At 54.6% G+C, this 26,351-nt stretch carries 24 protein-coding genes; 12 read left to right on the top strand and 12 right to left on the bottom strand.

What is annotated here, in order from left to right; all coding sequences use genetic code 11:
* The first annotated feature begins 1 nt into the window (after nucleotide 1).
* The 4 genes from nrdE (at nucleotide 2) to ACX5K5_RS08905 (ending at nucleotide 6,260) form a co-directional block, all read left to right on the top strand.
* Complete coding sequence (nrdE, locus tag ACX5K5_RS08920; protein WP_096254698.1) at nucleotides 2-2,140, top strand: class 1b ribonucleoside-diphosphate reductase subunit alpha; 2,139 nt, start codon at nucleotides 2-4, stop codon at nucleotides 2,138-2,140.
* Between the two features lie 213 nt (nucleotides 2,141-2,353).
* Nucleotides 2,354-3,328 carry a class 1b ribonucleoside-diphosphate reductase subunit beta gene (nrdF, locus tag ACX5K5_RS08915; protein WP_096254699.1) on the top strand — a complete coding sequence of 325 codons (975 nt, stop codon included), beginning with the start codon at nucleotides 2,354-2,356 and terminating at the stop codon, nucleotides 3,326-3,328.
* A 379-nt stretch (nucleotides 3,329-3,707) separates the two neighbouring features.
* Nucleotides 3,708-4,979: an MFS transporter gene (locus ACX5K5_RS08910; RefSeq protein ID WP_096254706.1), complete on the top strand. Its 1,272-nt coding sequence runs from the start codon at nucleotides 3,708-3,710 to the stop codon at nucleotides 4,977-4,979.
* Nucleotides 4,980-5,021: 42 nt separating this feature from the next.
* Entirely contained in the window at nucleotides 5,022-6,260 is a 1,239-nt protein-coding gene (locus ACX5K5_RS08905) for an FAD-dependent oxidoreductase (protein WP_441663960.1), read from the top strand.
* 76 nt (nucleotides 6,261-6,336) lie between these two features.
* Here the strand turns inward: ACX5K5_RS08905 and ACX5K5_RS08900 are convergent, their stop codons facing one another.
* The 3 genes from ACX5K5_RS08900 to ACX5K5_RS08890 form a co-directional block, all read right to left on the bottom strand.
* A complete protein-coding gene (locus ACX5K5_RS08900) occupies nucleotides 6,337-6,540 on the bottom strand; it encodes a cold-shock protein (RefSeq protein WP_096254701.1) in 204 nt (67 codons plus the stop codon).
* A 534-nt stretch (nucleotides 6,541-7,074) separates the two neighbouring features.
* Nucleotides 7,075-8,067: a MerR family transcriptional regulator gene (locus ACX5K5_RS08895; RefSeq protein WP_459174310.1), complete on the bottom strand. Its 993-nt coding sequence runs from the start codon at nucleotides 8,065-8,067 to the stop codon at nucleotides 7,075-7,077.
* A gap of 34 nt (nucleotides 8,068-8,101) precedes the next feature.
* Nucleotides 8,102-9,043: an NAD(P)/FAD-dependent oxidoreductase gene (locus ACX5K5_RS08890; protein WP_346059942.1), complete on the bottom strand. Its 942-nt coding sequence runs from the start codon at nucleotides 9,041-9,043 to the stop codon at nucleotides 8,102-8,104.
* A gap of 79 nt (nucleotides 9,044-9,122) precedes the next feature.
* Between ACX5K5_RS08890 and ACX5K5_RS08885 the strand changes: the two genes are divergently transcribed.
* Together ACX5K5_RS08885 and ACX5K5_RS08880 are read left to right on the top strand one after the other, a co-directional pair.
* Nucleotides 9,123-9,704 carry a helix-turn-helix domain-containing protein gene (locus ACX5K5_RS08885; RefSeq protein WP_096257830.1) on the top strand — a complete coding sequence of 194 codons (582 nt, stop codon included), beginning with the start codon at nucleotides 9,123-9,125 and terminating at the stop codon, nucleotides 9,702-9,704.
* 72 nt (nucleotides 9,705-9,776) lie between these two features.
* On the top strand, nucleotides 9,777-10,595 hold the full coding sequence (locus ACX5K5_RS08880) for a thioesterase family protein (RefSeq protein ID WP_443449545.1): 819 nt from the start codon (nucleotides 9,777-9,779) through the stop codon (nucleotides 10,593-10,595).
* On the opposite strand, the gene ACX5K5_RS08875 is transcribed toward ACX5K5_RS08880, so the two are convergent.
* A complete protein-coding gene (locus ACX5K5_RS08875) occupies nucleotides 10,592-11,203 on the bottom strand; it encodes a uridine kinase family protein (protein WP_096257829.1) in 612 nt (203 codons plus the stop codon). The genes ACX5K5_RS08880 and ACX5K5_RS08875 overlap by 4 nt on opposite strands.
* A 121-nt stretch (nucleotides 11,204-11,324) precedes the next feature.
* Here ACX5K5_RS08875 and ACX5K5_RS08870 point away from each other — a divergent pair, with 121 nt between their 5' ends.
* A complete protein-coding gene (locus ACX5K5_RS08870) occupies nucleotides 11,325-12,062 on the top strand; it encodes a lipoate--protein ligase family protein (protein ID WP_240520586.1) in 738 nt (245 codons plus the stop codon).
* A gap of 95 nt (nucleotides 12,063-12,157) precedes the next feature.
* Here ACX5K5_RS08870 and ACX5K5_RS08865 read toward each other — a convergent pair whose 3' ends face one another.
* The gene (locus tag ACX5K5_RS08865) at nucleotides 12,158-12,436 is read right to left on the bottom strand and encodes a mycoredoxin (protein WP_096257817.1); all 279 of its coding nucleotides are present in this window, start codon (nucleotides 12,434-12,436) and stop codon (nucleotides 12,158-12,160) included.
* 148 nt (nucleotides 12,437-12,584) lie between these two features.
* On the opposite strand from ACX5K5_RS08865, the gene ACX5K5_RS08860 reads away from it, so the two are divergent.
* Complete coding sequence (locus ACX5K5_RS08860) at nucleotides 12,585-13,313, top strand: SOS response-associated peptidase (protein ID WP_459174309.1); 729 nt, start codon at nucleotides 12,585-12,587, stop codon at nucleotides 13,311-13,313.
* Here the strand turns inward: ACX5K5_RS08860 and ACX5K5_RS08855 are convergent.
* From ACX5K5_RS08855 to ACX5K5_RS08835, 5 genes are all read right to left on the bottom strand, one after another.
* Nucleotides 13,310-13,849 carry a hypothetical protein gene (locus ACX5K5_RS08855; RefSeq protein ID WP_443458643.1) on the bottom strand — a complete coding sequence of 180 codons (540 nt, stop codon included), beginning with the start codon at nucleotides 13,847-13,849 and terminating at the stop codon, nucleotides 13,310-13,312. The genes ACX5K5_RS08860 and ACX5K5_RS08855 overlap by 4 nt on opposite strands.
* Before the next feature lie 105 nt (nucleotides 13,850-13,954).
* Nucleotides 13,955-14,584: an MBL fold metallo-hydrolase gene (locus tag ACX5K5_RS08850; RefSeq protein WP_170947948.1), complete on the bottom strand. Its 630-nt coding sequence runs from the start codon at nucleotides 14,582-14,584 to the stop codon at nucleotides 13,955-13,957.
* A complete protein-coding gene (locus ACX5K5_RS08845) occupies nucleotides 14,584-15,669 on the bottom strand; it encodes an S-(hydroxymethyl)mycothiol dehydrogenase (RefSeq protein WP_096257813.1) in 1,086 nt (361 codons plus the stop codon). Before ACX5K5_RS08845 ends, ACX5K5_RS08850 begins: the two co-directional genes overlap by 1 nt.
* A gap of 845 nt (nucleotides 15,670-16,514) precedes the next feature.
* On the bottom strand, nucleotides 16,515-16,982 hold the full coding sequence (locus tag ACX5K5_RS08840) for a hypothetical protein (RefSeq protein WP_441663954.1): 468 nt from the start codon (nucleotides 16,980-16,982) through the stop codon (nucleotides 16,515-16,517).
* 25 nt (nucleotides 16,983-17,007) lie between these two features.
* Nucleotides 17,008-17,187: a type II toxin-antitoxin system HicA family toxin gene (locus ACX5K5_RS08835; RefSeq protein WP_443446988.1), complete on the bottom strand. Its 180-nt coding sequence runs from the start codon at nucleotides 17,185-17,187 to the stop codon at nucleotides 17,008-17,010.
* A gap of 411 nt (nucleotides 17,188-17,598) precedes the next feature.
* On the opposite strand from ACX5K5_RS08835, the gene ACX5K5_RS08830 reads away from it, so the two are divergent.
* Together ACX5K5_RS08830 and ACX5K5_RS08825 are read left to right on the top strand one after the other, a co-directional pair.
* Complete coding sequence (locus ACX5K5_RS08830) at nucleotides 17,599-17,907, top strand: hypothetical protein (RefSeq protein WP_441663998.1); 309 nt, start codon at nucleotides 17,599-17,601, stop codon at nucleotides 17,905-17,907.
* 71 nt (nucleotides 17,908-17,978) lie between these two features.
* Entirely contained in the window at nucleotides 17,979-21,434 is a 3,456-nt protein-coding gene (locus ACX5K5_RS08825) for a DNA polymerase III subunit alpha (protein WP_346059951.1), read from the top strand.
* On the opposite strand, the gene ACX5K5_RS08820 is transcribed toward ACX5K5_RS08825, so the two are convergent.
* Nucleotides 21,435-21,875, bottom strand: a complete 441-nt coding sequence (locus ACX5K5_RS08820; RefSeq protein ID WP_096257809.1) for a VOC family protein — start codon at nucleotides 21,873-21,875, stop codon at nucleotides 21,435-21,437.
* Nucleotides 21,876-22,080: 205 nt separating this feature from the next.
* Nucleotides 22,081-23,475, bottom strand: coding sequence for an MFS transporter (locus tag ACX5K5_RS08815; protein ID WP_188686084.1), 1,395 nt, complete (start codon nucleotides 23,473-23,475; stop codon nucleotides 22,081-22,083).
* 80 nt (nucleotides 23,476-23,555) lie between these two features.
* Between ACX5K5_RS08815 and ACX5K5_RS08810 the strand changes: the two genes are divergently transcribed.
* Nucleotides 23,556-24,191 carry a winged helix-turn-helix domain-containing protein gene (locus tag ACX5K5_RS08810; RefSeq protein WP_096257807.1) on the top strand — a complete coding sequence of 212 codons (636 nt, stop codon included), beginning with the start codon at nucleotides 23,556-23,558 and terminating at the stop codon, nucleotides 24,189-24,191.
* Nucleotides 24,192-24,311: 120 nt separating this feature from the next.
* A complete protein-coding gene (gene thrS / locus ACX5K5_RS08805) occupies nucleotides 24,312-26,324 on the top strand; it encodes a threonine--tRNA ligase (RefSeq protein ID WP_459174308.1) in 2,013 nt (670 codons plus the stop codon).
* Nucleotides 26,325-26,351: the final 27 nt, after the last annotated feature.

Here is a 26,351-nt window from a genome sequence, read left to right as displayed (position 1 = left end):
GATGAGCGAAACTAAAGAGCTCCCCGCAAACATGCAGGGTCTGAGCTACAACGATCTGAACGCCATGCTGAACCTTTACGGTCCAGACGGCAAGATCCAATTCGAGGTGGACCGCTACGCAGCCCGCCAGTATTTCTTGGATCATGTTAATAACAACACCGTCTTCTTCCACGATTTGGATGAGAAGCTCGAATACCTGGTCAAGCACGAATACTACGAGCGTGAAACTCTCGACCAGTACTCGATGAACTTCATCCGAGATCTGTTCAAGCGCGCCTTCGCTAAGAAGTTCCGCTTCGAGACTTTCCTCGGTGCCTTCAAGTTCTACACCTCCTACACGCTGAAGACCTTCGACGGTAAGCGTTACCTGGAGCGTTACGAAGACCGCGTGTGCATGGTTGCCCTGCACCTAGCCCGTGGCGACGAGCAGTTGGCCACAAGCCTGGTTGATGAAATCATCGGCGGCCGTTTCCAGCCTGCAACCCCCACCTTCCTCAACGCCGGCAAGGCACAGCGCGGAGAGCTCGTCTCCTGCTTCTTGCTTCGTATCGAAGACAACATGGAGTCCATCGCTCGTGCGGTGAACTCCTCGCTACAGCTGTCCAAGCGTGGCGGTGGCGTCGCATTGTCGCTGACTAACCTGCGTGAGCACGGCGCACCGATCAAGCAGATTGAGAACCAGTCCTCCGGTGTCATCCCAGTGATGAAACTTCTCGAAGATTCCTTCTCCTACGCTAACCAGCTCGGTGCACGTCAGGGTGCTGGTGCGGTGTACTTGAACGCCCACCACCCAGACATTCACCGCTTCTTGGATACCAAGCGTGAAAATGCCGACGAGAAGATCCGCATCAAGACCCTTTCCCTTGGTGTGGTTATCCCGGACATCACCTTCGAGCTTGCCCGCAAGAACGAAGATATGTACCTCTTCAGCCCATACGACGTGCAACGCGTCTATGGCGTGCCGTTCAGCGAAATCTCCGTTACCGAAAAGTACGAGGAGATGGTCGATGATTCGCGCATCAAGAAGACGAAGATCAGCGCCCGCGAGTTCTTCCAGACTCTGGCCGAGATCCAGTTCGAATCCGGTTACCCGTACATCATGTTCGAAGACACCGTAAACCGTGAGAACCCAATTGAGGGTCGTATTACGATGTCGAACCTCTGCTCGGAGATCTTGCAGGTATCTTCGGCTTCCGAGTTCGCAGATGACTTGAGCTACTCCAAGGTCGGCAAGGACATCTCTTGCAACCTCGGCTCGATGAACATCGCCAAGGCTATGGATGGCAAGGACCTTGAGGGTTCAGTTGATATCGCGATTCGTGCCTTGAGCGCGGTCTCGGACATGTCATACATCGGTTCGGTGCCATCGATTGCTGACGGAAATAAGAAGTCGCACGCCATCGGCTTGGGCCAGATGAACTTGCACGGCTTCCTAGCCCGCGAGCACATCTACTACGGCTCCGAAGAAGGCATCGACTTCACCAACATCTACTTCTACACGATTCTGTTCCACGCGTTGACCGCGTCGAACAAGATCGCCATGGAGCGCGGCGAAACCTTCGACAACTTCGAAAATTCAAAGTACGCATCCGGTGAATTCTTCGACAAATACACCACTCAGCAGTGGGCTCCGGCCACCGCGCGAGTGAGCGAACTCTTCGACGGAATCCACATTCCTACCCAGGAAGACTGGAATGCGCTGAAGGCTTCGGTCATGAAGCACGGCATCTACAACCAGAACCTACAGGCTGTACCGCCAACCGGTTCGATCTCGTACATCAACAACTCGACCTCCTCGATCCACCCGGTCGCAGCAAAGATCGAGATCCGCAAGGAGGGTAAGATCGGCCGCGTGTACTACCCGGCTCCTTACATGAACAACGAGAACATTGATTTCTACGAGGATGCGTATGAAATCGGTTACGAGAAGATCATCGACACCTACGCCGCTGCAACTCAGCACGTAGATCAGGGCCTGTCCCTGACGCTGTTCTTCAAGGACACCGTGACTACTCGTGACATCAATAAAGCGCAGATCTACGCATGGCGTAAGGGCATCAAGAGCCTGTACTACATCCGCCTACGCCAGCTCGCGTTGGAAGGCACCGAGGTTGAAGGTTGCGTTTCCTGCGCACTGTAATACCTCTAGTTTGTGACCGATTAGCTGGTCATTAACATCACGCAACAGCTGCCGCTTGGTCTGACTAAACGGCAGCTGTTGCGTATGAAATACCACGTCAGATCGTCACAGATCTGGCAATAACTTTATACTTCGCTGCATCTGTAGGGTTCGAAAGAACGGTAGAGTTGTAAGCAAAGTTCTTAGCACGATTTAGCGTTTCGATGAGGGGCAATGACCGAGAAGATTAAGCTCGCCAACAAGGTTGAAGCAATCAACTGGAACCGCATCCAGGATGATAAAGACGTAGAGGTTTGGAACCGTCTCGTTAATAACTTCTGGCTACCGGAGAAGATCCCGCTGTCCAACGACATTCCGTCGTGGGGGACTCTGACCGAGGCCGAGAAGCTGCTTACCATGCGCGTTTTCACCGGTCTGACTTTGCTCGACACCCTACAGGGTACCGTCGGCGCTGTATCGCTGATCCCGGATGCGCTAACCCCTCACGAAGAAGCCGTGTACACCAACATCGCATTCATGGAATCGGTGCACGCAAAGAGCTACTCTTCGATCTTCTCCACCTTGGCTTCCACCAAGGAAATCGATGAAGCTTTCCGCTGGTCCACGGAGAACGTGAACCTGCAGAAGAAGGCTCAGATCATTGAGAGCTACTACCACGGCGAAGATCCACTCAAGCGCAAGATCGCTTCGACCCTGCTCGAATCCTTCTTGTTCTACTCCGGCTTCTACCTGCCGATGCACTGGTCCTCACACGCAAAGTTGACCAACACCGCGGATCTGATCCGTCTGATCATTCGCGATGAAGCCGTCCACGGTTACTACATCGGCTACAAGTTCCAGAAGGGACTTGAAGGAGCCAGCGAAGAGCGCAAGCAGGAGCTGAAGGATTACACCTTCGAGCTCATGTACGAGCTGTATGAAAACGAAGTTCAGTACACCCATGATCTTTATGATCCGGTTGGCCTGTCCGAAGATGTCAAGAAGTTCTTGCACTACAACGCCAACAAAGCCCTGATGAACCTGGGCTACGAGGCAATGTTCCCGGCAACCGTGACCGACGTATCGCCAGCGATTTTGGCTGCGTTGAGCCCGAACGCCGATGAGAACCACGACTTCTTCTCCGGCTCCGGCTCCTCCTACGTCATCGGTAAGGCAGTAAACACCGAAGATGAGGACTGGGACTTCTAGGAGATTCTCCTAATTCGTCTAGCTGAAAAGATTTGATAAGGCTCGGATCCCCGCGAAAATGCGTGGGGTCCGAGTTTTTTCTATGTTCTTGGGCAATTGTCTAGTGCCAGCTGGTCTGACAACGCCAGATGGTGGAGCATGCCGTGAGTTCTACACGGACCACGTTGGGTGGCTGAATGAGGAATGGGTTTCAGCTGACTACAGCGATTGCTTTATGAAAACGGTCAGCTAGCTGGATTTGCAAGTCTTCCCCGAAGATTATCCGCTGTAAACTTGCGCCAACTTAGAGTATCAAGGCAACGAGTGACGCCTGATAGGCAACGGATCGACGATACTTGAAAGGTACTGCTACTAACGGGCAATGATCGCGGGGACGAAAGTGCAACTTCAGTCATCGAAGAATGACTTCAGCTCATTGGGCGAAGCGCGAGTCCAACATATTCGACGTAAGTCAATTTCGGTCCTTGCCGCCGGACAGATCCTCGGTGGATTGGGTAGCGGTGCCACACTAACTCTGGGCTCATTACTTATCGTCAGTATCTCAGGTCTAGACTCGTTGGCAGGAATGGCTGCCACCATGAATACGCTTGGTGCAGCAGTCATGGCCATTCCGTTAGCTTTAATGGCGCAGAAACATGGTCGCCGGGTTTCACTCTCCAGCGGTGCACTATTGGCCGCCAGTGGCATCGTGGTTATTGTTTCCGCAGCAATATTGAGCTTTTGGCCATTGCTGATGCTTGGAATGCTAGTACTTGGCACTGGATCGGCGATGAACCTCCAATCGCGTTTCGCGGCGACCGATCTATCTAGCAAAACTACTCGGGGCCGTGACCTTTCGGTGGTCGTCTGGTCAACAACTATTGGTGCCGTGATTGGGCCAAACCTCTTCGAGCCAGGCGAAGTTGTTGCCCAATACCTCGATCTTCCTGTCTTTACTGGTGGATTTCTTATAGCGATGGTAGCTCAGCTAGCTGGGGCACTGGTTTATTTTCTTGGCTTACGTCCTGACCCATTACGGGTAGCGCAATATCGAGCATCCGCCCAATCAAAAGTTGGCCAGCTTCACCGCCGAGGCTGGAATATTCTGCGCAACACACCTATGGCCCGACGTGCGGTGTTGACCGTGGCACTATCCCATATGTATATGGTCGCCATGATGTCGATGACCCCAATTCACATGCAACACCACGGAGCAGAACTAACGCTCATCGGTTTTACCATTTCTATGCACGTGGCTGGAATGTATGCTTTATCTCCAGTTTTTGGTTGGCTTACCGATAAACTTGGTGCCCGACCGATCATTCTTCTGGGGCAAGTATTGCTGATCTCGGCGAGTGTTCTAGTTTGGGTCAATCCATCAGACCATACGATGACAACCATCGCACTGCTTTGTTTGGGCCTCGGATGGTCAGCGTCAACAGTGGCCGGTTCCACCATGATTTCGGGTGCCGTAGAAGTCTCCGAGCGGCCACAACTACAGGGAACCTCCGATTTGTGCATGAGTTTAGCTGGGGTCATTGGTGGGCTTAGCGCTGGTCCAATTCTCGCTGCTGTCGACTTTGAAGGCTTGGCAGTGGCCTTATTGGCTCTCGCAATAATTATGATTGGGCTCAATCTGCGGGCAACCGGAACTGAGACTATCCGCGCCTGAGAAATAGTGCCAAGCTGAAAGTAGCTAGAAGCTTCCTAAGGAATGGTAATTATGGACTCCTCGACTCGATGCATCATAGTTGGTGGTGGCCCTGCAGGCATGGTGGCCGGTTTGCTTTTGGCACGGTATGGAATCCCAGTGACTGTTTTTGAGAAACACCGCGATTTCCTCCGCGATTTCCGCGGAGATACCATTCACCCATCGACACTTCAGTTACTAGATGAACTGGGACTGATGGGTGAATTCGAGAAAATAAACTACTCCAAAGTGACTCATGCTGAATTCCCTTGCAAAGACGGAACCCTCAGCACGGTGCTCGATCTGTCCAGACTTAAGCACCCCTATCCTTATATTGCTATGGCTCCGCAGTGGGATTTCTTAGACCTCTTAGCGCGTGCTGGCGCCGACGAAGACTGCTTCGAACTGCGCATGAACTGCGAGGTGACTGATTTACTCATCGAGGGCGGTCGTGTAGTTGGGATTCGCTATTCCGGACCGGAGGGTATAGGGCAGATGCGAGCGTTGCTGACGATCGCTGCAGATGGCCGTTGGTCGAAGGTTCGCGAAGTTGCAGGAATATCCATGAAAGCGTTTCGCGTGCCACTAGACGTTTGGTGGTTCAAAGTTCCGGGCCAGCTGCAGGGTGAAAACGTGCTTGCGCCAGCCTTTGCGAAAAATCGTGCATTCGTTCTTATTCCGCGTAATGGTTATGTCCAAACCGCAATGCTTCTATCCAAGGGTGCGGACGCACAGTTGCGTACTTTGGGTTCCGAAGTTTGGCATCAGGCGATTGTCGCTGCGGCCCCTGAGCTGCATGAGGGTGTTCAGGGTTTAAAGCTTGAGGATGCAAAACTACTGGATATAAAAGTCAACCGGGCAATACGTTGGTGGCGTCGAGGGCTGCTGTGTATCGGAGATTCGGCTCATGCTATGAGTCCAGTGGGGGGAGTAGGTGTAAATCTTGCGGTTCAAGATGCGGTGGCGACCGCACGCATTCTCGCAGGGCCACTAAAGTCAGGGACAATTTCGGATCGCGACGTGGCCGCCGTGCAGAAGCGCCGAATTATCCCTACGATACTGGTTCAGAGTACTCAGCGGCTGATGCATTTGGGCTTGGAACGTCTGATGAAAAGCAATGAAGAAGTTGCTATGCCTGTACTCGTGGCAAAATTCTTGAAGGCGTTTCCTAGTCTAACTTCGATTCCGGCCAGGTTACTAGGTGTCGGCATTCTGCAGGAACGACCACCGGCAGCTGCACGGAGCAGGGTAATAAAAAGGTAAAGCGGGGTTAAACACCAATGGTGCAGCACCATCCGAATCGGACGGTACTGCACCAGAAGTTTGGCAGTGCTAAAGCTTAGCGAGCCTGGATGTTGGTTGCCTGTGGGCCCTTTGGACCGGCTTCCAAGGTGTATTCTACGTTCTGGCCCTCTTCGAGGCTACGGAAACCGAAGCTCTGGATTGCGGAGTAGTGTGCGAACACATCTGCCGATCCATCAGAAGGAGCGATGAAGCCGAAGCCCTTTTCAGCGTTGAACCATTTAACAGTGCCAGTAGCCATGTTGTTATTTCCTTATTTATTCATTGGCCACTACGTGACCTTGTTGCCGAGTCGAAATCCGAAACGGAAAATTAGTGGTTACCTCGAGCAGTACTATATTTGGCGAATTCCATGCCGTCGGTATCAGCTATCGAATGCTGATTTTGCCGATACCGGCCAAAACGGAGGTCGCTACGCACGCTAGATGTCCTTGCGGTCCATAGAAATGACTGTGGAAATGCCAGAGTCAGTGGAGTAGAATTTGGAAGCCGCATCGTGGAAACGCTGAGAAGCGTCTGGACGAGCTGTAAGCGGTGAAGAAGAGAAGATGAAAATTCGTTTCGATAGGAGTTCGCTAATTCCGAAGAATCATTGAACCGATTTGCTGCACAGACGATTTGCTTGTCTTGCTACAAATCTAACTGCTAACGTTTGCTGGCGGATGACTCACACCTGCAAACGTCGAGGTAACAAAATAAGCGTACCATCATTTTTGCCGCTTTGCCTACCGCCGGTCTCTCGAACCGAGTTCGGCGGTAGGCAAGACGCCATGATCTATAGATGCGAGTGCCAGTGCGCGAACGGATTGGTGGTTTTCTCCAAGTCGCTGTCATCGTCTTCAAGTCGGAGGATGGACTCATCAATCACGCCGCCCTGATAAGCGATAAAATCACCGTCATACCGCTTGTTTTTTCCGTGACGCACAAAGAAAGGTCCACTCGGTAGGGCCCCTTGTTCATACATTTCATGATGAACATGCTGGATCATTTGGTTCCATTCGGCAGTGCCGAAAGCTGAGAATTCGGGTACGGCAAAACCAATCTCAATGTTTTCAAAATTATTTTTCACGGATCCAGGAATGGCTGGTAAATTTTCGCTCTCTTCTAGTCCTGCATGCATCCGGAAGGGAGCATCGTCAGGATCTTCGGCGGTCTCAACCCAGTACCAAACCTGTCCCATCAACTCTTCGCTAAGTGCTTCTGAAAGAAGTTTCTTCTCAAGTCGCTGGGTCGCTTGCTTGAGGTTGACGGAGCTTCTTGACGCGAGAGGGGTTGAAATACTCAGTAAAGAGCGCGACGGGCCGTACTCGGAAGCAAGACTCTCAATTTCTGGTGGCGGTAGCAACATGCAGTCGATGAGTGTTGGAGGCGGCACTAGATCATAAATAACCGAGGTCATTTGTTTATACATTTCTGCAAATTTTGAGAGTTCGTCCTGCTCCTCGAGTTGCGCGGCAAGCGCTCCATAGGTTTCTAAGTCCTTGGAAATGCGACCGAGCAAGACACGTTGACTGCTTCTCAGGATGGCCTCATAGGTGTCATCATCCACGTCATCAACAATGACACGTTTGATACCTGCCAGGGTGAGTCCCAGTGCGCGATACTGACGAATCAGCATCACCGTTCCAAACCGGGCCGAAGTATATTTTCGGTATCCAGTGAGCTGATCAACCCGTACTGGTTTGAGTAGGCCGATTTTTTCATAGTGGCGAAGCGCCTTCACCGTCACGTTCATCAACGTGGCAAATTCCCCAATGCTGTACTCCATATGGTTATCGTATGGTCTGCCCCTAGGGGAGGGTTCAAGCCTGAACCTCGTTTTGTCCCATTTTTTTCTTCACGGTTTCCATGGCTAATTCAGCATTAATGAACGCACCGGCCATGGTTCCGGCAGCAGCTGATGCGCCAATCATCGCGCCGATACTAGCAACGTTTCCTGCAGCATAGATTCCGGGGATGCCTGTGGCCCCCGTTTGTTCGGCTGAAATGAACGTGCCCATCGGGTTTTCGCTGAGTTCGCCACCCAGCTCCAAATAAATTGAGGCGTTCGCAGTAACCTGGCTCGCTACAACGACAGCTTGAACTTCAAAGTCCGTACCGTTTTCCAAGCTGAGCGAGCTGACCTGACCACTATCGTTGACCGCTAGCCCGGTCACTGAGGAATCAATCACCTCGATTCCGAGCGCGGTTAGAAGCTCACGATTTTCAGCACTGAGTTTTTCTGGGGTGTGGTTGACGAAGGTGACTTTGTCGCTGAGCTGGCTGAAAAGCAGGGCCTGATGGGTGCTCATTTCACTCACTCCGAGGATTGCAATTTGCTGATCGCGCACCTCCCAACCGTGACAGTAAGGGCAATGTAGCGCGGAGACGCCCCATGCTTGTTGAAGTCCGGGGATCTCGGGCAAGATATCGCGTGCGCCTGTTGCCAAAACGATGCGTCGTGCGGTCCACTGCGATGATGGGGTAGATATCTTGAATCCCTCTTCAATCGAGCCCTGAACCGATTCGATGTGCGCGGAAACGAATTCGACACCGTAGTTAACAGCTTCGGCGTGACCCAAGGCGATCAAGTCCTTCGGGCTAATTCCCTCATGTCCAAGAACATTGTGAGCATGTGCTGAAACGGCGTTGCGGGGATTGCCTTCATCAACCACGAGCACTTTCCTCCGTGAGCGGCCTAGCGCTATGGAAGCTGCCAGTCCTGCGCTGCCTCCGCCGACGATGACTACGTCAAAGTTTTCCATGGTGTTCTCCTTGCGTTGTGATTACTTGTTCATGGTCAAAACTATCGACTTCTTGCATGGATCGTGTATCTTTTTGCGTATGACGCAAGAAATAGATTTGGACTCGGTAATTCGACAACGTATTCGCGCATTGCGGCAAAGCAATGGCTGGTCTTTGGATTCGTTGGCCAAAAGGGCAGGTCTCAGCGTCTCTACGCTAAGCCGAATCGAAACTGGGAACAGACGTATAGCCCTAGACCAGCTAGTTCCTATTGCTAGATCATTGGGTACAACCTTGGATGAATTGGTAGCCCCAGCCGATGGGAAAGGCGTAATTATTGGCCCTGAGCCCATCACAGTTCCAGGTATGACGATGTGGAAGCTTTCCGATGACGACGCCGTCAACGGGGTGGTGGTCACGAAGATCCGCTTTGATCCGGAGCAACATATCGCACCAACCGAAGCCCGAGTGCACCCGGGTAAGGAATGGTTCACAGTACTGTCAGGCGAAATTCAACTCACCTTGGGGGATCGGGTATTCCATGTGAAATCCGGGCAAGCGGCGCAATTCGACACCATGACTCCGCACGTCATTCGCGCCATCGGTGGTGTCTCCGAGGTGTTGAGCATGATGGATAGTGCCGGGACTAGAGCACACCACGACGACGGGCGAGAGAGCTAAGCCACTTCTCTGTCCAAGTTTGGTTAGGCTGTGAGCTAGGACCCACAAGTTTGTAGATCGGGAGATTGATTCATGACACACCAGCTCGAAGAGGAACTGGATAAGATCCTCGCCAACGGCGACTTCTACTTTGAAACGTTGGGAGACGGTCGTTATCGTTCGTCGTGGCATACGCAGGGCGCATGGAACGCTCACGAGCAGCATATGGCCCCTGCTTCGGGAATCCTGACCCATGCTTTGGAGAACTTTCAGCCCCGAGATGACATGCGTATCGCTCGGCTGAGTTTTGAAATTCATGGGTTGATTCACGCAGGTGAATTTGAAATCACGACTCGGATGATCAGGCCGGGGCGCACCATTGAACTGATCGAAGCTGAGATGACCGCTAAGGGGCGCACCAGTATCGTCGCCCGAGCTTGGCGCGTCATCACTGCTGATTCCACCGTGGTCGCGGGAATCGAAGACGCGACGGTTGTAGGACCTGAGGAAAGTGAAGTGCAGGACCTCTCTGCGCAGTGGCCCGGTGGCTATATTCGTTCCATTGAAATGCGTGCCGCCCCAGGGCACCGCCCCGGTAAAGGGATCGCTTGGCTACGCACCCCATATGCTTTGGTCGACAGCGTGCAAGCTTCGCGTTTGGCCAGTCTGATTGGTTTAGTAGATACCGCCAACGGCGTGGCACCACGCGCTGAACCTGGAAAAGGAAACTGGATGTTCCCCAATTTGGATCTACAGATCCACATGTATAGGGAACCTGAAGGCCAATGGCTGGGGCTAGAAGCACAGCAAAGCTACGGTACCGACGGCATTGGGCTAACCTCTACCGTGTTACACGATACTTCGGGACCTTTTGGCCGTGCCGAGCAGATTCTGACTGTTCGCCAGCTCTAGCGCGAGGTTTCAGCGAGCTGCGCTAAGAGCTTCTTTAACTGTGCCTTCGGCATGATGGTGAAGCCCTTAGCGCGGTAAGTTTCGCGATCTGCGCCGTGCGCCCGAAACAGGGCATAGCCGCGCTTGAATAAAAACAGGACCGGCTTGCGACGCTGGGAAACATCTCGGATAAAACGCCGGATTGAGGTCAAGAGTGCTGGCTCATCGACGTAGTACGCCTGAACATTGATGCCCTTGGCTCGCAACGGCTCCAGTACCTCGGACAGGAATATCCCCTCGGCGATAATCGGGCCGCCGGTTCCGTGCACTTCACGGTGTCCGGTGTAGCTGGAGGTAGCGATCGAGTAGTTCGGCACCATGGTGTGGCCTTGGACTAGGAGTTCGCCAACCGCGTTCAGTGCTGCCTGCATATTCCAGGTGTCGGGATGATCCCAATCGATTTCGCCATACCCGGTGCGTGGGAATTCTTCCGGGCGTCCATCCTCGCTGATCTGTCGATAGAACTCATCCAAGGGAAGATGCGGATTGCCAAATCGGTTGGCAAGGTATGACTTACCCGAGCCGGAAGGCCCGCCGAGGAGGATCACAGGGGTGGAAGAAAGAGGCACCAGATTATTATCACGCAGAACCTTGGGTAATTCGAATCGGGCGATTGTTTTCACGGCTCTCGCAGGTCGAGATAAGCTGCGGTGGGCGGGCGTGTGTAGCGAACTGAATTAGACTCGGAACATGACCCTTTGGAATCCCGAATCGAGCGCGCCGTTGTCCTATCAGTTTGAGGATGCTAGTGGGGATCCCGAAGCTGACTTGGAACGTGGTGTGCAACTACTGCGAGAAGTTCAGGCCGGAACCAGGGGGCCACTATTAAGGTTTTATCGACCTGATCCAACGCTAGCCTTTGGGCAGCGTGATATCCGGCTACCGGGATTTGAACGTGCCGCCCAAGCAGCCCAGGCAGCTGGCTACGCCCCACTGGTACGCAAAGCCGGGGGACGTGCGGCTGCATACCACCGCGGCACATTGATCGTGGATCATATCGAACCACACTCCGAAGCAATTATTGGGCAGCAACAACGTTTTAAAGTATTCGCAGATCTTTATGCCCGAGCTTTTCGGAAGCTGCACGTTGATGCCCATGTGGGACCGATTGATGGCGAGTACTGCCCTGGGGACTACTCGGTACATGGGGTCCCTACAGACAGCTCGCGTGCCAGTTCTGCGGTCAAACTTATCGGCACCGCTCAACGGGTGATCTCCGGTGCCTGGCTATTTAGCAGCGTATTTGTCATTGAAGATTCTGCCCCGTTGCGTTCGGTACTCGACACGGTCTATCGCGCATTGGAAATCCCCATGGATCCATCCACCGTTGGCGCCGCGGATGACTTGGTCTCGGGCCTTACCGTAGAAGACTTCGTTCTGGCGTTGCTAGAGGTCTATCGCGAACATACAGAACTTCTCGACGCCTAACAGCTCCGTAACGATCAACTTAAAGAAGCCTGCTACCTCCCTTTGATGGGAAGGTAGCAGGCTTCAAAAGTTTTGTGCGGACTGCAACTAGGAAGTTAGGCGCCTACGCGCTCGACAACTTCTTCGATTCGTGGGTTGGTGGCTGCGGTACCGTCTGGGAAAATCAAGGTCGGCACGGTCTGGTTTCCGCCGTTAACGGATTCCACGATCTCGGCGGTGCCCTCAACCTCTTCGATATTGACCTCGGTGTACGCCACACCCTTCTGATCCATCAGACGCTTGAGGTTACGGCAGTAACCGCACCAGCTAGTGGTGAACATGGTGACCCCGCCAGCAGCAGGAACATACTTTTCAAGATTTAATTCGTTGCTCATACTTCATGTAACCATGTGAGCTTGCTGTTTGTTCCGCTTTACGGGGCGCAAGCCAGAGGAATTTTCTTAGCTAAGCGAGGAACGCACCAACAACAGTCATGCGGACTACACTGGTGCCCAACGACCAAGGGCGACAGGAAGTGAAAACATGTGTGGACGATACGTGATGGCCAAAGCCATTGGTGATCTGGTCGCGGAGGCAGAAGCTGAAGCGGATGATAATTTGCAGCTACGTCACTCATGGAATGTCGCACCCACCACAGATGTGCCGATAGTGCTCGAAAGGCTCATCGCTGACCAGCTGCACCGCGAAATCCACGTAGCGCGGTGGGGCCTAGTGCCTGGATGGGCTAAAGAACTATCGGTGGGCGTGCGCGCCTTCAACGCACGCAGTGAAACCGCTGCCAGCAAACCAACTTTTCGTGCGGCCGTCAAAAAGCGCAGGGCGGCCGTGCCCATGCAGGGATACTACGAGTGGAAGAAGGAAGGCAGCAAGAAACGGCCGTTTTTCGTTCACCGTGAAGACGGCAAGCTCATGTTTTTCGCCGGACTCTATGAGTGGTGGAAAGACGAGAACGGCGACTGGATCTTATCGACCTCGATCCTCACCATGGAGTCGCCCTCCGCCGAGGAATCCGGTGTCCTCGGAGAACTAGCCGGACTGCACGACAGACTACCGATCCCGTTGGATAAGGCAATGATGTCCCGCTGGCTTAACCCCGATGAAGAAGATGGCGAAGGGCTGATCGGAGAAGTCCGCGCTCAAGCCTATGACGTGGCGTCCACCTGGACCATGTATGAGGTCGACTCAGCCGTGGGTAACGTGCGAAATAATTCAGCTGAACTCATAGAAGAGCACACTAACGCGCTCTTCTAAGCCAGGCGCTCGCCGGTTCGGTCACGCCGGCCCCAAGCTAGGCCGCCAGCAACACCCAACCCAAGGAAACCGAGCCCCAAGGCGATCTTTCCAAAAATTGGGGCTGCGCTCGCCGTCAGCTCTCCCTGAAGCTCCGCGTTACTCAACGGTGCGTAAGCAAACCAGCCGAACTCCTTGACCTGGTAACTATCCCACCACAGCAGGCCAACTCCGAGAAGCAATAACAGCATGCCGAGCCCGATGATCAACGCAGAGGAAATCTGCCGAATTTGTGCTCGGTTGGAGTAGCTGAAACCGGCGGCTACACCGCACGCTGCGATTCCGAGCCCGATCATCAGTTGGCCCAGGATCATGGCGAGGCTGGGTCCGAAATAGAACGTGTCCTCACGTAGTGAGACGTAAGAGCCAGTGTAAAGCGTGACCATTTGCCTGCTATCCCACCACACCAGCATGATGCCTGCGAGCAATAATAAAATTCCGAAGCTAAAAGCACTGCGCGGTATTCTTCGCGAAGGCTGGCTAATACGTTCTGACATGGGAACTATCTTGCCACGTATTTATCAGCTGAGGGTGAGAAGGAGGAAAAAACTGCCGGTCAACTCTCAAAGAGTTAACCGGCAGTTAGAAGAGCAACAGCGGGGTTAGTGCCCGCGCTTGATCCATTCATCTAAATTAGGTGCCTCGGCACCAATAGTGGTCGCATCGCCGTGACCGGTGTGCACCACTGTCGCTTCTGGCAAGACCAGTAACTTGGTACGAATCGACTCGACGATCGTCTCGAAGCTCGAGTAGCTGCGCCCGGTGGCACCTGGGCCACCATTGAACAGCGTATCGCCACTGAACAGCACGCCGAGGTCCGGAGCATAGAAGCAGGTCGAACCTGGCGAGTGCCCTGGGGTGTGGATTGCGGTCAGGGTAGTGTCACCGATGGTGAAGGTGTCGCCTTCCTGAATTTCTGCATCGACCTTGCGCTCGGGGTAGATGGCGTCCCAGAGCATTAAATCGTCAGGGTTCAGGTACAACGGTGCTTCGACCTCGTCAGAGAACTCTGCAGCCGCGCGAATGTGGTCATCATGCCCGTGGGTGAGCAGCACTGCCATCACTTCGCGGTCACCGACGACCTCAAGGATCTTTGCCACATCGTGGGCCGGGTCGATAACCATAACCTCGGAATCATCACCGATGACCCAGACGTTATTATCAACATCCCAAGTGCCACCGTCTAGGGAGAAAGTCCCCGAGGTGACGACGTTTTCAATCTTCACAGTCATTAGAGCTCCACTACTGATCGCAGTACGGTGCCTTCATGCATCTTGTCGAAGGCTGCTTCAATTTCGTCCAGCTTGATGCGCTCGGTGACAAACGCATCCAAGTCCAGGTTTCCCTGCTTGTACTGCTCAACGAGCATTGGGAAGTCGCGGCTTGGCAGGCAATCGCCGTACCACGAAGACTTCAGCGAACCGCCATGTCCGAAAACATCCAGCAACGGCAGTTCCAGCTTCATTTCTGGAGTTGGCACACCTACTAGAACTACGCGACCTGCAAGGTCGCGTGCGTAGAAGGCCTGTTTGTAGGTTTCCGGGCGGCCTACCGCGTCAATGACGACGTCCGCGCCGAAGCCACCGGTCAGCTCCTTGATGGCTTCCACCGGATCGCCCTTCGAAGAATCAATGGTGTGGGTAGCGCCCAGCTGCTTGGCGGTTTCCAGCTTTTCCGGGTTCAGATCCACTGCAATGATGGTGGTTGCGCCGGCCAGCTTGGCGCCGGCGATTGCTGCCACACCCACACCGCCGCAGCCGATAACTGCTACGGATTCGCCACGCTTGACTTCACCGGTGTTGATTGCCGCGCCGATGCCTGCCATGACACCACAGCCGAGTAGGCCTACTGCCGCGGCATCTGCTTCCTCGTCCACCTTGGTGCACTGTCCGGCGGCCACGAGGGTCTTCTCCGCGAAGGAACCAATGCCCAGCGCGGGGGAGAGCTCGGTGCCGTCTTCCAGAGTCATCTTCTGGGTGGCGTTAGCGGTATTGAAGCAGTACTGGGCCTGGCCCTTCGCACAGGCGCGGCACTGGCCACACACTGCACGCCAGTTCAGGATCACTCGGTCGCCGACGGCTACGTTGGTTACGTTCTCGCCGATCTGGCTGACTACCGCGGTGGACTCGTGGCCCAACAGGTATGGGTAGTCGTTGCCGATGCCGCCGAGCTTGTAGTGAAGATCGGTGTGGCAAACGCCAGCGGTCAGTACATCGACGATGACTTCTCCCGGACCTGGATCCGGGACGATAATGTTCACGACCTCTACCGGTGCGTCTTTGGCACGGGAAATAACGGCTTTGACCTTATGCGGCATTGATCTACTCCTGAGTTTATTTGTATGTATGTCTCGATGCTATCGGTGTGTTCCAAGCTAATCGAGTATTAGAGACACCGTGACGTAAGAAGTTTCGCGCAGAGCCAATTTGGGGGTGTGCTTGGTAGCTCTTCTTGAGGTCGAACCTGACGGTTTAGATGTTCTGCTAAAGAGGAGGGCACCGACGCCCAAGGCTTTTAAGAGATTTGACTCTACGCACGCTAATCCCTGACCTCTTATAAAATTAGGGACGCAGAGGAGACGTCGTGGTTCTGTGGCGGTATAGCAGCACTTGGCCGCTCACCTCTTATTTTTCAGGCCATGCCAGGGCCCGTCTAGGTCCTGAGTTCGCCCACCCCTTTATGAGGATGGACGGTTTTCTGTGTTAAACCCAATCTGCATTGAATTCGATGAACGTCATTGTTATCTCTGCCTGAGTGCTACTAAAACACAGCGAAGTTACAGAATTGAATCAGAGCCGACCCGTGGGTACCCGAGGCATCCGCCGATGATTGCCACTATTAGTCCGAAGATGGCGAGGCCTGCTAAGGCTGTGTTTTCGCGTTCATCTAAAACTCAAATTTTGTGATGCGCGATGCATGGCGGCGGTTGGTTCATGGTCCGGGATGCTTCATGCTGTTTCGGAGGTTGATGAAATGGAGCGTTAAACCACACAGCGAACCCGGTTACATCCCTTATGGACGCTGTAAATTCGCGGAGGAAGTAGCTGAGGGGTTGGTGTCTATCCATCGATCGGCAGGTTGATGGTGTCCTCATTGACACTGTAGGCGGCATAGAACAGCGTAAGGAAAGGTCGTCTCCCTTTATGCCGTTCCTATAGCTGGTTAGTTCGCAAGGACAAAGTCTGCTCGCTTCGACTCAGCAGCAGTAAGTACATGGAAGTTTCCTTCGCCCTCCACTGGAGTGGTGGCTGGGGCGTCCTTCTGGGAGATCTGGGTGACACGTCCTGCGCTGATCTGTAGGAGTTTTGCGACTTCGCGGACTGATAACCCGGTGCGATTGCGCAACTCGTTTACAGCATCGAAGCTGGCTTTGGAGGCGGCTGCTAGTTGCTTCTGGGCTTCGCGCATTTGAGACACTGCCTCTTTGACGGTGTTGGCGATTTCATCGTCTAGGACGACTTTGACTTCGACTTCCACGGTTTCGGGCTTGATTTCGAGTACGTCTACGACCAGTGAGCGGGCCATATTTTCGATTTCGGTAAGGCGTTTGGCTTGGGTCATGAATCCAACCTCTGGGACCTCGATGGCCCACCAACCCTCGGACTGGGTTGCAATGGCGGTAATTTTCATTTGGTGACCTCTGGGGTTTCTTCTTCTAATTTTTTTTGGTGTGGCTAGCTACGGCTTCTTCAGCGGTCTTGAGGATACCCTTTGCCGTGAGTTCATTTATCTCGCGGTGGCGGGGAACGACGATTTTTTTGCCGCCTAGCTCGTAGATGGTGTGGTTGCCACCTTCGCGCTTCAACTCAAACGACAGGTCGACTTCTTTGGCCATCTTGCGAACCCTTTTTACCAGGTCTGCCTGTTTCATCATAATACTAGTTTATAGCCCTAAACGCAATCAGTATATACCCCTAAACAGTTTTGAGTACTAGATAAAGTTTGCGTGTGAGTACTGCTTATTTCTGTAGTCGCAGGCGCAAATGCGTACTGCAGATTTTTAGCGGGATCCAAGCCGACACATTGGGTATCACCTGTTGACTCTCATGCCTTTTACGTATTACGCCCCGCTTGCCGAATTTGCGAAATTTTGGTAGGAGGTTGACCGGCAGTGCGCCAAATGGCGTTAGTCTGTGCCATCATCGCCGTCTACCTAAACTGTCCGTCGGCCTGACTAGCGTAACTGTTGTTCGAATACGTATTCGAATATAATGGTTTTAGCGGGACGAAGGAGCTACACGTGGGCATGTTTACCGAATCGGTTCAGGTTTCCTGTTCTCCGAGTGGGGTGCCATTGCGGATTTCTTGGGATGGGTGCGACTACCGGCTGGTTGCCGAGCCTCAGCGCTGGTTCGAGCGCCGCAAGTGGTGGGATGAAAACCTGCGCATTCCTCGTGGAATTGGCGCCGGACTGGTGGATTATGAAATCTGGCGGCTTGAAATCACGCCCGCCACGAGCCGTGGGCCGATGCGGAGCGTAGATGTTAGTTTTGATCCGCAATCGACTCGCTGGCGCCTGATTCGCGTTAATCAAGAGATGCCCATTGGCGCCTGAGTAGTACTAAATGCTTAACTTTCGAAACTTTGTTCTAATAGTATTCCACGTAGTTTCGAAGGACCCCGACCATGAGCTTTACCCACCTAAACGTCACCTCCTCCTATAGTGCACACTATGGGGTCTCTAGCCCCTCACAGCTAGCGGCGACTGCTCGTGCGCAAGGAGCAGATGCGTTAGCGCTCACCGACCGTGATGGGTTGTTCGGCGCGGTGAAGCATGTCGGAGCATGCCTGGCCGAAGGGATCCGGCCAATCCTCGGAGTCAACCTAGCGGTACTTGATGATGCGGGAAAACCTAACGGTCGCATCATCCTGTTAGCTCGCGGAAATGCACAAGGTCACGGGTATGCGGCCCTGTGTCGCGCGGTATCTGCTGCCCACCAAAATCCGCGCGGAATCATCGGACTGAGTCGAACAGAGTTAGCAACGCGACTTGCCGGTGGCCAGCTCATGCTATTAGTCGGTGCCGAATCCGATGTCTCGCGAGCCATCGAACGGCACAAATATAGCCACGCTAGAAACTTGCTGGCAGGCTGGAAAAAGCTTGCAGGATCTGCCCTACGCGCTGAAATCACTACCCACCTTTCCGAGCCGGGTAAACGTTACAGCCTAGGCTTCGCCAGCAAATTACTGCGCTTTGCCGCGGAGCTGAACATTACTCCGGTGCTGAGCAACGCAGTACGTTACGCCGATCCCGATGGGGCAGTCACCGCGGACATCTTGGATTCTGCGCGGGTGCTACACAGTTTGAAGGCATTAGACGAGCTGCAGCCTACGGGGCAAGGCTGGCTCAAACCTTCGGCTCAAATGCACCAACTAGCCCAAGACCTCTCCCGAGTGACCTCACGCTCTTGGTCACGCAAACTCCTACACAACACCGAACAGCTCGCCAATTGGGCGGCCTTGGACGCACACGCCGACTTGGGCTGGAAACAACCGGTTATCCCCGAAGCTAAGGTTATTGGCCTATACCGCCCAGCCCAGCAAGAGCTGACCGAAAGAGTCTTCTCCGCCGTTCCACGACTGCTACCAGATGCCAATCACAGTGCCGTTGAAAAACAGCTCGCACTAGAACTTGGTGTCATCGACAGGCTGGGCTTCGCCGGTTACTTCCTGACCGTCGCACAAACCGTGAAGCTGATTACCGATATGGGGGTGCGCGTCGCCGCCCGTGGCTCAGGGGCCTCCTCGCTGGTGAACTTCCTGCTAGGCATCAGCCAGGTCAACCCGCTACAACACGACCTGGTCTTCGAACGCTTCCTCTCCGATACGCGAACCACCTTGCCCGACATTGACATTGACGTGGAATCAGCACGCCGTCACGAGATTTACCACAAGATCTTCGACACCTACGGCTTAGAACGAGTGAGCCTGATGAGCATGCAAAATGCTTATCGTGCACGTGGGGCAGTCCGTGACGCCGGAGCAGCGCTCGGAATTGAACAGGAACAGGTAGATGAGATTGCCAAACAACTCTGGCGTTTCTCCGCCTCATCCTTCCGCGAAGCTTTAGAGCAGAAACCAGAACTCGCACCCTTAGCCAAACGCATTACCCAAGACGGGCAGTTAGACGTACTCATTGACGCTACCGAGCGCCTAGACCGGTTGCCCCGGCACATTTCTATGCACCCGTGTGGGGTGATCCTCTCCGACGCGAGCCTGCTGGACCGCACTCCGGTTCAGCCTTCCGGCATGGGATTGCAGATGAGCCAGTACGACAAACACGACATGGATGTCATGGGGCTCATCAAGCTCGACGTGCTGGGGGTACGCATGCAATCGGCGATCGCCTACACGCTAGAGGAAATCAAGCGCCTGCACCCTACCGCTCAAGGCGTTGCACGAGCCGGCGGACACCAGAACACGAAATACATCGAAGAAGACGGACATATCGATTTTTCCAAGGTGCCGCTAGACGATGCGATCACCTATGAGCTGATCCGCTCCACCCACACCCTGGGCTGCTTCCAAATCGAATCTCCAGGACAACGCGAACTGGTCGGCAAACTCGCACCACGCGAATTTAACGACCTTATTATTGACATCTCACTCTTCCGCCCAGGACCCATGCAATCCAATATGGTCAAGCCCTACCTAGAGCACCGCCACGGCTTCGCCCCCGAACAATATCTGCACCCAGACCTGAAACCTGCGCTCGCCGAAACCCACGGGGTTACCGTCTTCCACGAGCAGGTACTACGCATGCTCAACGTGATGACAGGCTGCAGCCTTGGCATGGCAGACGTATACCGCCGCCACCTAGGAAACCCAGAGAAAGAAGCAGCCCTTGCCAGCTTCTTCCGTACCAGCGCGACCGCTCGCGGTTATAGCCAAGAAACTATCGACAGGGTCTGGGAAGTGCTCTCCGGCTTCGGCTCCTTCGGCTTCTGCAAAGCCCACGGGGCAGCCTTTGCCGTACCCACCTATCATTCGGCCTGGCTCAAAGCCCATCACCCGGAAGCATTCCTTGCAGGCATCTGGGAGCATGACCCGGGAATGTATCCCAAGCGCTTACTGGTCTCCGAAGCCAGGCGCATGAACATTCCTATCCTTGGCTTAGACATCAACCGCTCCACGGGTCACTACCGAGTAGAACGCGTATTCGAATCAGCTGTACGCCCAGCGCCGGTGATTCCACGCGCCGCCGGAACTATTCGCCCCGGCCAATACGGCATCCGCCTCGCTTTCCGCGACATTCACCAGCTGAGCGAACGCGAAGTTAACCGTCTAGTCGCCGGACAGCCCTATGAATCCCTCGCGGATGTCCGCCAACGCGCTGGCCTGTCCAGACGCAGCTACCAAAACCTCGCGGCCCTAGGAGTCTTCGACTCACTGCTGACCGGAACCTCTAGAGCAGACACCATCGCCCATACCCAATCTATGGCGCATACCCACTTGCCAGCCAAATACCGCCCCGGTCCTGGACAACTCGCCCTACCCCTAGGAGAGATCGAACCGATCAAGGTCACCGGAGCACAGCTAAGCACCGAAGAAGTAGTACGCACAGAACTAGACCTACTGCACCTAGACGTTAGCGAACACCTGATCACCTCATACCGTCAACGGCTGGCACATCTACCCATCACCCAAGCGGCCGAACTGCTCCACCTACGCAACGGCACCGAGGTCCTTGTCGCGGGGGTACGTATTGCTACACAAACCCCGCCCATGCGCGGGGGTAAACGTGTCGTGTTCATTTCACTAGATGACGGCAGCGGCTGCATCGACGCCACCTTCTTTGACGACACCCAGCAACGCACCGGGCCGCTACTGTTCTCCACCCGCATGTTGCTCATTCACGGGGTAACCCGACGCACCGGACCACGCGGTATCTCGTTACAAGCGCTACATGCTTGGGACCTGCACCAACCAGAGACGCTGCCGACCGCCGGATACCTGGACGACACAAACCGACCACAACCCACCTATAGACCCAAACTTGGCCAAGCAGTCCCTGGGGGAGAAAGCGTCGCAGACCTCGCCAAGCGCATGAACGCCGAAGGACTAGATCAGCGTGGAGCCTAGCTACACCGAGGAGACTCGACCATCGGCTTCAATCACAAACGTCGGGTTATGCACAAAATCCCAACGAAACCCGTCAGGATCAGCCACACACGCACTCATCCCGCCCCAGGACTGCCTCGTCGGTTCATTGACCGAACTAGCACCGGCATCCAGCGCTCGCCGGTAGTAGATTTCAACTTCCTCATCGCTTCGCACATTGTGTCCGAGCGAGATCGGGGGATCGAGCCTCGAATGGCCAACTTCGCCATATTCACTGGGCATCTGGGCTACATCCCAGAGTGCGAGCATCAGCCCGTGTCCAGCGCGGACAAAAGCGATCTCGGGATGTGCCGGTTGCACCAGCTCGAATCCGATGCCCTCGGTATAGAACTTGAGCGAAACGCCGACATCACGCACGCCGAGGGTGATTGCGTTCAATGCTGGTGGGGCTGGCTTACTCATGGCTCTAGCGTAGAAGTCCCTGAGCGGGAAAGCTACAGGTAAATCCATTGCCCGTTGTTCAGCGTAGAGCGTTGGGTTTCGATGGTTCTGCGACTGCCTTCAGCGCTATTGAAAGTGGAACGGAAATAGCGAGCTTTACTGCTGAAAACTTGGCGTAATAGCAAAGGTTTGTTTAGCGACGGGCGGCTCTGTTCTGGTGTCGATTTCATTTCTGGTTCTCCTTATTAACTTGGTCAACTAACGCGCTGGACTCTGAGTCTCGGGAGGTTTTTGAATCGGAAATTTCACTCTTGGCGGGTTCTTCAAGCCAATGATCGGGATGCGGAATGCCGCGAACCTGCGGTGATAGCCAAGCTGACAGCATGGCCAATACGACCAATGATCCAAAGAACATCAGCGTCGGGCCCATGCCGAACCATTCCAGCCCGAAGCCGGTGGCTAATGGTGCCAATGGCATGGCCGCCAACGCCATAAACGTGATCAGTGAGTTGGCCCGGCCAGCCATTTCCTGCGGGACGATAGCCATGAAGTAGCCGCCGATAGCCGCGTTAAGCGCAGGGACGCTAAGGAAACTGATCAAAAGCATGACACCCATCCAGAGCAGGTGCGTGTTCAAACCGATGAGAATCATTGCGCCGCCCAGCACGCTCAGGCAAATGCAGGCCAGTAGGCCGGTGCGGAATTTATCGATCAGTGACGTTGCCACCAGTGAACCGATCAGCATTCCTGCGCCCATGAATGTTGAAACCAATCCAATGACCCAGGCATCTTCTCCGCGCTGCTGCAATCCGTAAATCAAGGTTGTCATCAATCCGCTAACTCCAATGTTGACGGCCATGATCAAGAGCAGCAGTGCGCGTAGTCGTGGTCGCGAAAAACACCAACGCATGCCGGCAAGAATTCCATGGTCCACCGTCTGGCCTGCACTGGAAGGATCCTCGCGGCGTTTCTGGGTGGTTTCTTCGGCCGCACGCAAGGGTTTGCGTAATGCAAAACCGGTAAATGAGGCAACAAGATTCAAGATGCTTACCACCAGCAGGGCAACCCCGCCACCCAAGCCAAGTAATAATCCGCCCAAGGGAGCGGAGCCGAGCATCAGCACGGAATCACGGCCTTGGTTCGCAGCGAGCGCTCGCCCCAACTGCTTCGGATGAACGATGTCTTTCAGGGCAGCATTTGTTGTGGAGCCAAAATATCCTCCGCGCAGTTCCATCAAGATATGTGCGACGCAAAGAACTGTGGCGGAAAGTGAACCCGTATTGCTACCCAGTGCTAAAGCTGCGGTGAAGAGTGCTCCGCAAAGCCCGCCGATGAGCATCATTCGAGCTCTGTCGGATCGATCGGCCATGGCGCCACCTGCCAAGGTGACACCAGCTCGGGCGGCTAATCCTAAGGCTGCCAAGGTCCCGGCCAGGACTGGAGAATTGGTCGTTGCCAGCAAAATGAGGGGGAGGACGAACCCGTAGATACCGCCGGCGAGCAACGCCGAGGAATCTGCCAGCCACCAAATCCGGTAGTTGCGTTGGGCGTGAAGCGCCGGCAACTGCGTGACTGAATTGGTGCCGGAGGCTGGCGAGCCTTTGGGCTGGGTGGTGTTCATGAGAACAACTGTAAACCCGCAACTAAAATTGCGCAATAGAATTTGCGCAATTAAAACTGTGGGATTGTTATGCTGAGCTTATGACCCAAGCGAAGCCACAAGTCACATTCACCTCGCCGATGCTCAAAGCTATAGCTAATCCGTTGCGTAGGCAGATTTTTGATGCACTCGGGGCCATGGGAACGGGTCGTGCAGCTGATCTGGGGGAGTTGCTGGGGATTGCACCTAATAAGGTGAGTTTCCACCTGCGTGAGCTTGCCAAGGCAGAGTTGATTGAAGAAGCTCCCGAATTGGCCCGCGACAAACGTGACCGGGTCTGGAAACCTACGGCCGGCGGATTCACTACTGGAGAACCCAGTGAGCGTGCTGGGGATGAATCGCCCAGTGCCATTAATGCCTATCTGGCTCAGGCCGTCCACGAGGAGCAACTGCGACTCTCGGCGATGCTTGCGCATGCTCAGTACTGGTACGCGAAGGGTGAAGACCCTAATAACTTAGCTTCGCTGAGCACCAGTAATTTACTGCTCACCGATGATGAGCAAGCGGAGTTACTACGCCGTTTCGCGCAGGTCGTCCCGGAATTCAGGGAGGATCAAAAGAACGGAAAAATCGAATCTTCACAACCGGCCTCCGAGCGGAAGCTGTGGCACTACGCCGGATTACTCTCAGCCGAAGAGCTGTTGAATTTGCCACACCCGGGCGATGAATCTTCGTAAAACCAGTAGTAGACAACGACTTGCACGCCTCGCTGAACTAAACTGGACTCTGGCTGGCTGTGGCCAAGGTATGCCACAAGCTATGAAGCCATCACAGATTGAAAGGCAGAACCCGATCTTATGAGCGAGCAGCGCACTCTCACCATCGACGGCGAGCAGGTCCAGGTCGACGCGGGAGCCACCGGTTTGCAGTTTTACGCCAAGGATAAAGACGTGGTTGTTATGCACGTCGACGGCGTACTTCGCGACTTGGCCCGTGAACTTGAAGAAGGCACCACCGTCACCCGTGTAACCATCAGCGATCCGGAAGGTCTGGAGGTGCTGCGCCACTCAACAGCCCACGTGATGGCTCAGGCTGTGCAACAGTTACGCCCGGATTCTAAGCTTGGAATCGGCCCATACATCACCGACGGTTTCTACTTCGACTTCGATGTTGAAGAACCGTTCACTCCGGAAGACCTCAAGCAGCTGGAAAAGATGATGCAGAAAATCATCAACCAGAATCAGCTCTTTGCCCGTCGCGAAGTAACCCCAGATGAGGCCAAGGCCGAAATGGCCGACGAGCCATACAAATGTGAGCTACTAGCCAAGGCTGACTCCGATGACACCTCAGGCGAGGGAGTCAATGTTGAGGTCGCCGCCGGCGAAACCACCATCTATGACAACGTTGATCGCAAGAGTGGCGACACCGTCTGGAAGGACCTGTGCCGCGGCCCGCACCTGCCAAACACCAAGCTGATCAAGAACGCCTTCGCGTTGACCCGTTCGGCCGCCGCCTACTGGTTGGGCAGTGAGAAGAACAAGCAGCTGCAGCGTATCTACGGCACCGCATGGCCAACCAAAGAAGACCTCAAGGCCTACCAGGAGCGTTTGGCCGAGGCTGAGCGTCGCGACCACCGCAAGCTCGGTGCCGAACTTGACCTCTTCTCCTTCCCGGACGAGTTGGGCTCCGGTCTGCCTGTGTTCCACCCTAAGGGCGGCATCATCAAGCGTGAGATGGAAGACTACGTGCGCGACCGTCACGTCGAAGAGGGCTTCCAGTATGTAGGTACCCCGCACATCTCCAAGGACGGGCTCTTCCACACTTCAGGTCACCTGCCGTACTACGCGGACACCATGTTCCCGGCGCTACACATCGATGAAGAGCGCGACGAAGACGGCAACATCACCAAGCAGGGCCAGGAATACCGGCTGAAGGCAATGAACTGCCCGATGCACAACCTGATCTTCCGCGGTCGTGGGCGCTCTTACCGCGAACTGCCATTGCGCCTCTTCGAATTCGGTCACGTATACCGCTATGAGAAGTCCGGCGTGGTTCACGGTCTGACTCGTGTACGCGGGTTCGCCCAGGATGACTCGCACTCCTACGTCACCAAGGAACAGGCACCAGCCGAAGTTGAGCACCTGCTGAACTTCATGCTTTCCCTGCTCAAGGACTTCGGTATGGATGACTTCTACTTGGAGCTGTCTACTCGCGATGAGTCTGACAAGTTCATCGGTTCGAACGAACAGTGGGACGAGGCCACCGCGGTACTCGAGCGCGTAGCTACTGAATCCGGTGTTGAGCTTGTCGCCGATCCGGGTGGCGCAGCCTTCTATGGCCCGAAGATCTCCGTTCAGGCCAAGGATGCTATCGGCCGTACCTGGCAGATGGGCACCGTGCAGTACGACTTCAACCAGCCTGCCCGCTTCGGTCTGGAGTACCAGGCAGCCGACGGAACCCGTCAGGAGCCGGTGATGATTCACGCGGCCAAATTCGGTTCCATCGAACGCTTCTTGGGCGTGCTTACTGAGCACTATGCCGGCGCTTTCCCAGCGTGGTTGTCCCCAGTTCAGGTTCGTGCAATTCCAGTGGCCGAGGCCTTCAACGATTACCTCGCCGAGGTCGTCGCGAAGCTCAAGGCACAGGGCGTACGCGTAGAACTAGATGACTCCTCGGACCGTTTCCCGAAGAAGATCCGCAACGCGTCCAAGGATAAGATCCCGTTCACCCTCATCGCCGGTGGTGAAGATGCCGACGCAAATGCGGTCTCCTTCCGCTTCCGCGATGGTAGCCAGGAAAATCAGGTTCCGGTTGACGACGCGGTAGCCCGCATCGTTGAAGCTATCAAGAGCCGCAACAACAACAACTAGGTCCGCCGGAAAATAGGAGTCCACCAA

It is taken from the genome of Glutamicibacter bergerei (assembly GCF_054495185.1).
The sequence above is the reverse complement of the archived record's forward strand: the minus strand, read 5'-3'. Positions and strand labels throughout refer to the sequence as shown.

Coding starts and splice junctions, on each gene's coding strand:
- nrdE (WP_096254698.1), top strand. CDS start 2: ATGAGCGAAACTAAAGAGCTCCCCGCAAACATGCAGGGTCTGAGCTAC.
- nrdF (WP_096254699.1), top strand. CDS start 2,354: ATGACCGAGAAGATTAAGCTCGCCAACAAGGTTGAAGCAATCAACTGG.
- ACX5K5_RS08905 (WP_441663960.1), top strand. CDS start 5,022: ATGGTAATTATGGACTCCTCGACTCGATGCATCATAGTTGGTGGTGGC.
- ACX5K5_RS08900 (WP_096254701.1), bottom strand. CDS start 6,540: ATGGCTACTGGCACTGTTAAATGGTTCAACGCTGAAAAGGGCTTCGGC.
- ACX5K5_RS08895 (WP_459174310.1), bottom strand. CDS start 8,067: ATGGAGTACAGCATTGGGGAATTTGCCACGTTGATGAACGTGACGGTG.
- ACX5K5_RS08890 (WP_346059942.1), bottom strand. CDS start 9,043: ATGGAAAACTTTGACGTAGTCATCGTCGGCGGAGGCAGCGCAGGACTG.
- ACX5K5_RS08885 (WP_096257830.1), top strand. CDS start 9,123: ATGACGCAAGAAATAGATTTGGACTCGGTAATTCGACAACGTATTCGC.
- ACX5K5_RS08880 (WP_443449545.1), top strand. CDS start 9,777: ATGACACACCAGCTCGAAGAGGAACTGGATAAGATCCTCGCCAACGGC.
- ACX5K5_RS08870 (WP_240520586.1), top strand. CDS start 11,325: ATGACCCTTTGGAATCCCGAATCGAGCGCGCCGTTGTCCTATCAGTTT.
- ACX5K5_RS08865 (WP_096257817.1), bottom strand. CDS start 12,436: ATGAGCAACGAATTAAATCTTGAAAAGTATGTTCCTGCTGCTGGCGGG.
- ACX5K5_RS08860 (WP_459174309.1), top strand. CDS start 12,585: ATGTGTGGACGATACGTGATGGCCAAAGCCATTGGTGATCTGGTCGCG.
- ACX5K5_RS08855 (WP_443458643.1), bottom strand. CDS start 13,849: ATGTCAGAACGTATTAGCCAGCCTTCGCGAAGAATACCGCGCAGTGCT.
- ACX5K5_RS08850 (WP_170947948.1), bottom strand. CDS start 14,584: ATGACTGTGAAGATTGAAAACGTCGTCACCTCGGGGACTTTCTCCCTA.
- ACX5K5_RS08845 (WP_096257813.1), bottom strand. CDS start 15,669: ATGCCGCATAAGGTCAAAGCCGTTATTTCCCGTGCCAAAGACGCACCG.
- ACX5K5_RS08840 (WP_441663954.1), bottom strand. CDS start 16,982: ATGAAAATTACCGCCATTGCAACCCAGTCCGAGGGTTGGTGGGCCATC.
- ACX5K5_RS08835 (WP_443446988.1), bottom strand. CDS start 17,187: ATGGCCAAAGAAGTCGACCTGTCGTTTGAGTTGAAGCGCGAAGGTGGC.
- ACX5K5_RS08830 (WP_441663998.1), top strand. CDS start 17,599: ATGTTTACCGAATCGGTTCAGGTTTCCTGTTCTCCGAGTGGGGTGCCA.
- ACX5K5_RS08825 (WP_346059951.1), top strand. CDS start 17,979: ATGAGCTTTACCCACCTAAACGTCACCTCCTCCTATAGTGCACACTAT.
- ACX5K5_RS08820 (WP_096257809.1), bottom strand. CDS start 21,875: ATGAGTAAGCCAGCCCCACCAGCATTGAACGCAATCACCCTCGGCGTG.
- ACX5K5_RS08815 (WP_188686084.1), bottom strand. CDS start 23,475: ATGAACACCACCCAGCCCAAAGGCTCGCCAGCCTCCGGCACCAATTCA.
- ACX5K5_RS08810 (WP_096257807.1), top strand. CDS start 23,556: ATGACCCAAGCGAAGCCACAAGTCACATTCACCTCGCCGATGCTCAAA.
- thrS (WP_459174308.1), top strand. CDS start 24,312: ATGAGCGAGCAGCGCACTCTCACCATCGACGGCGAGCAGGTCCAGGTC.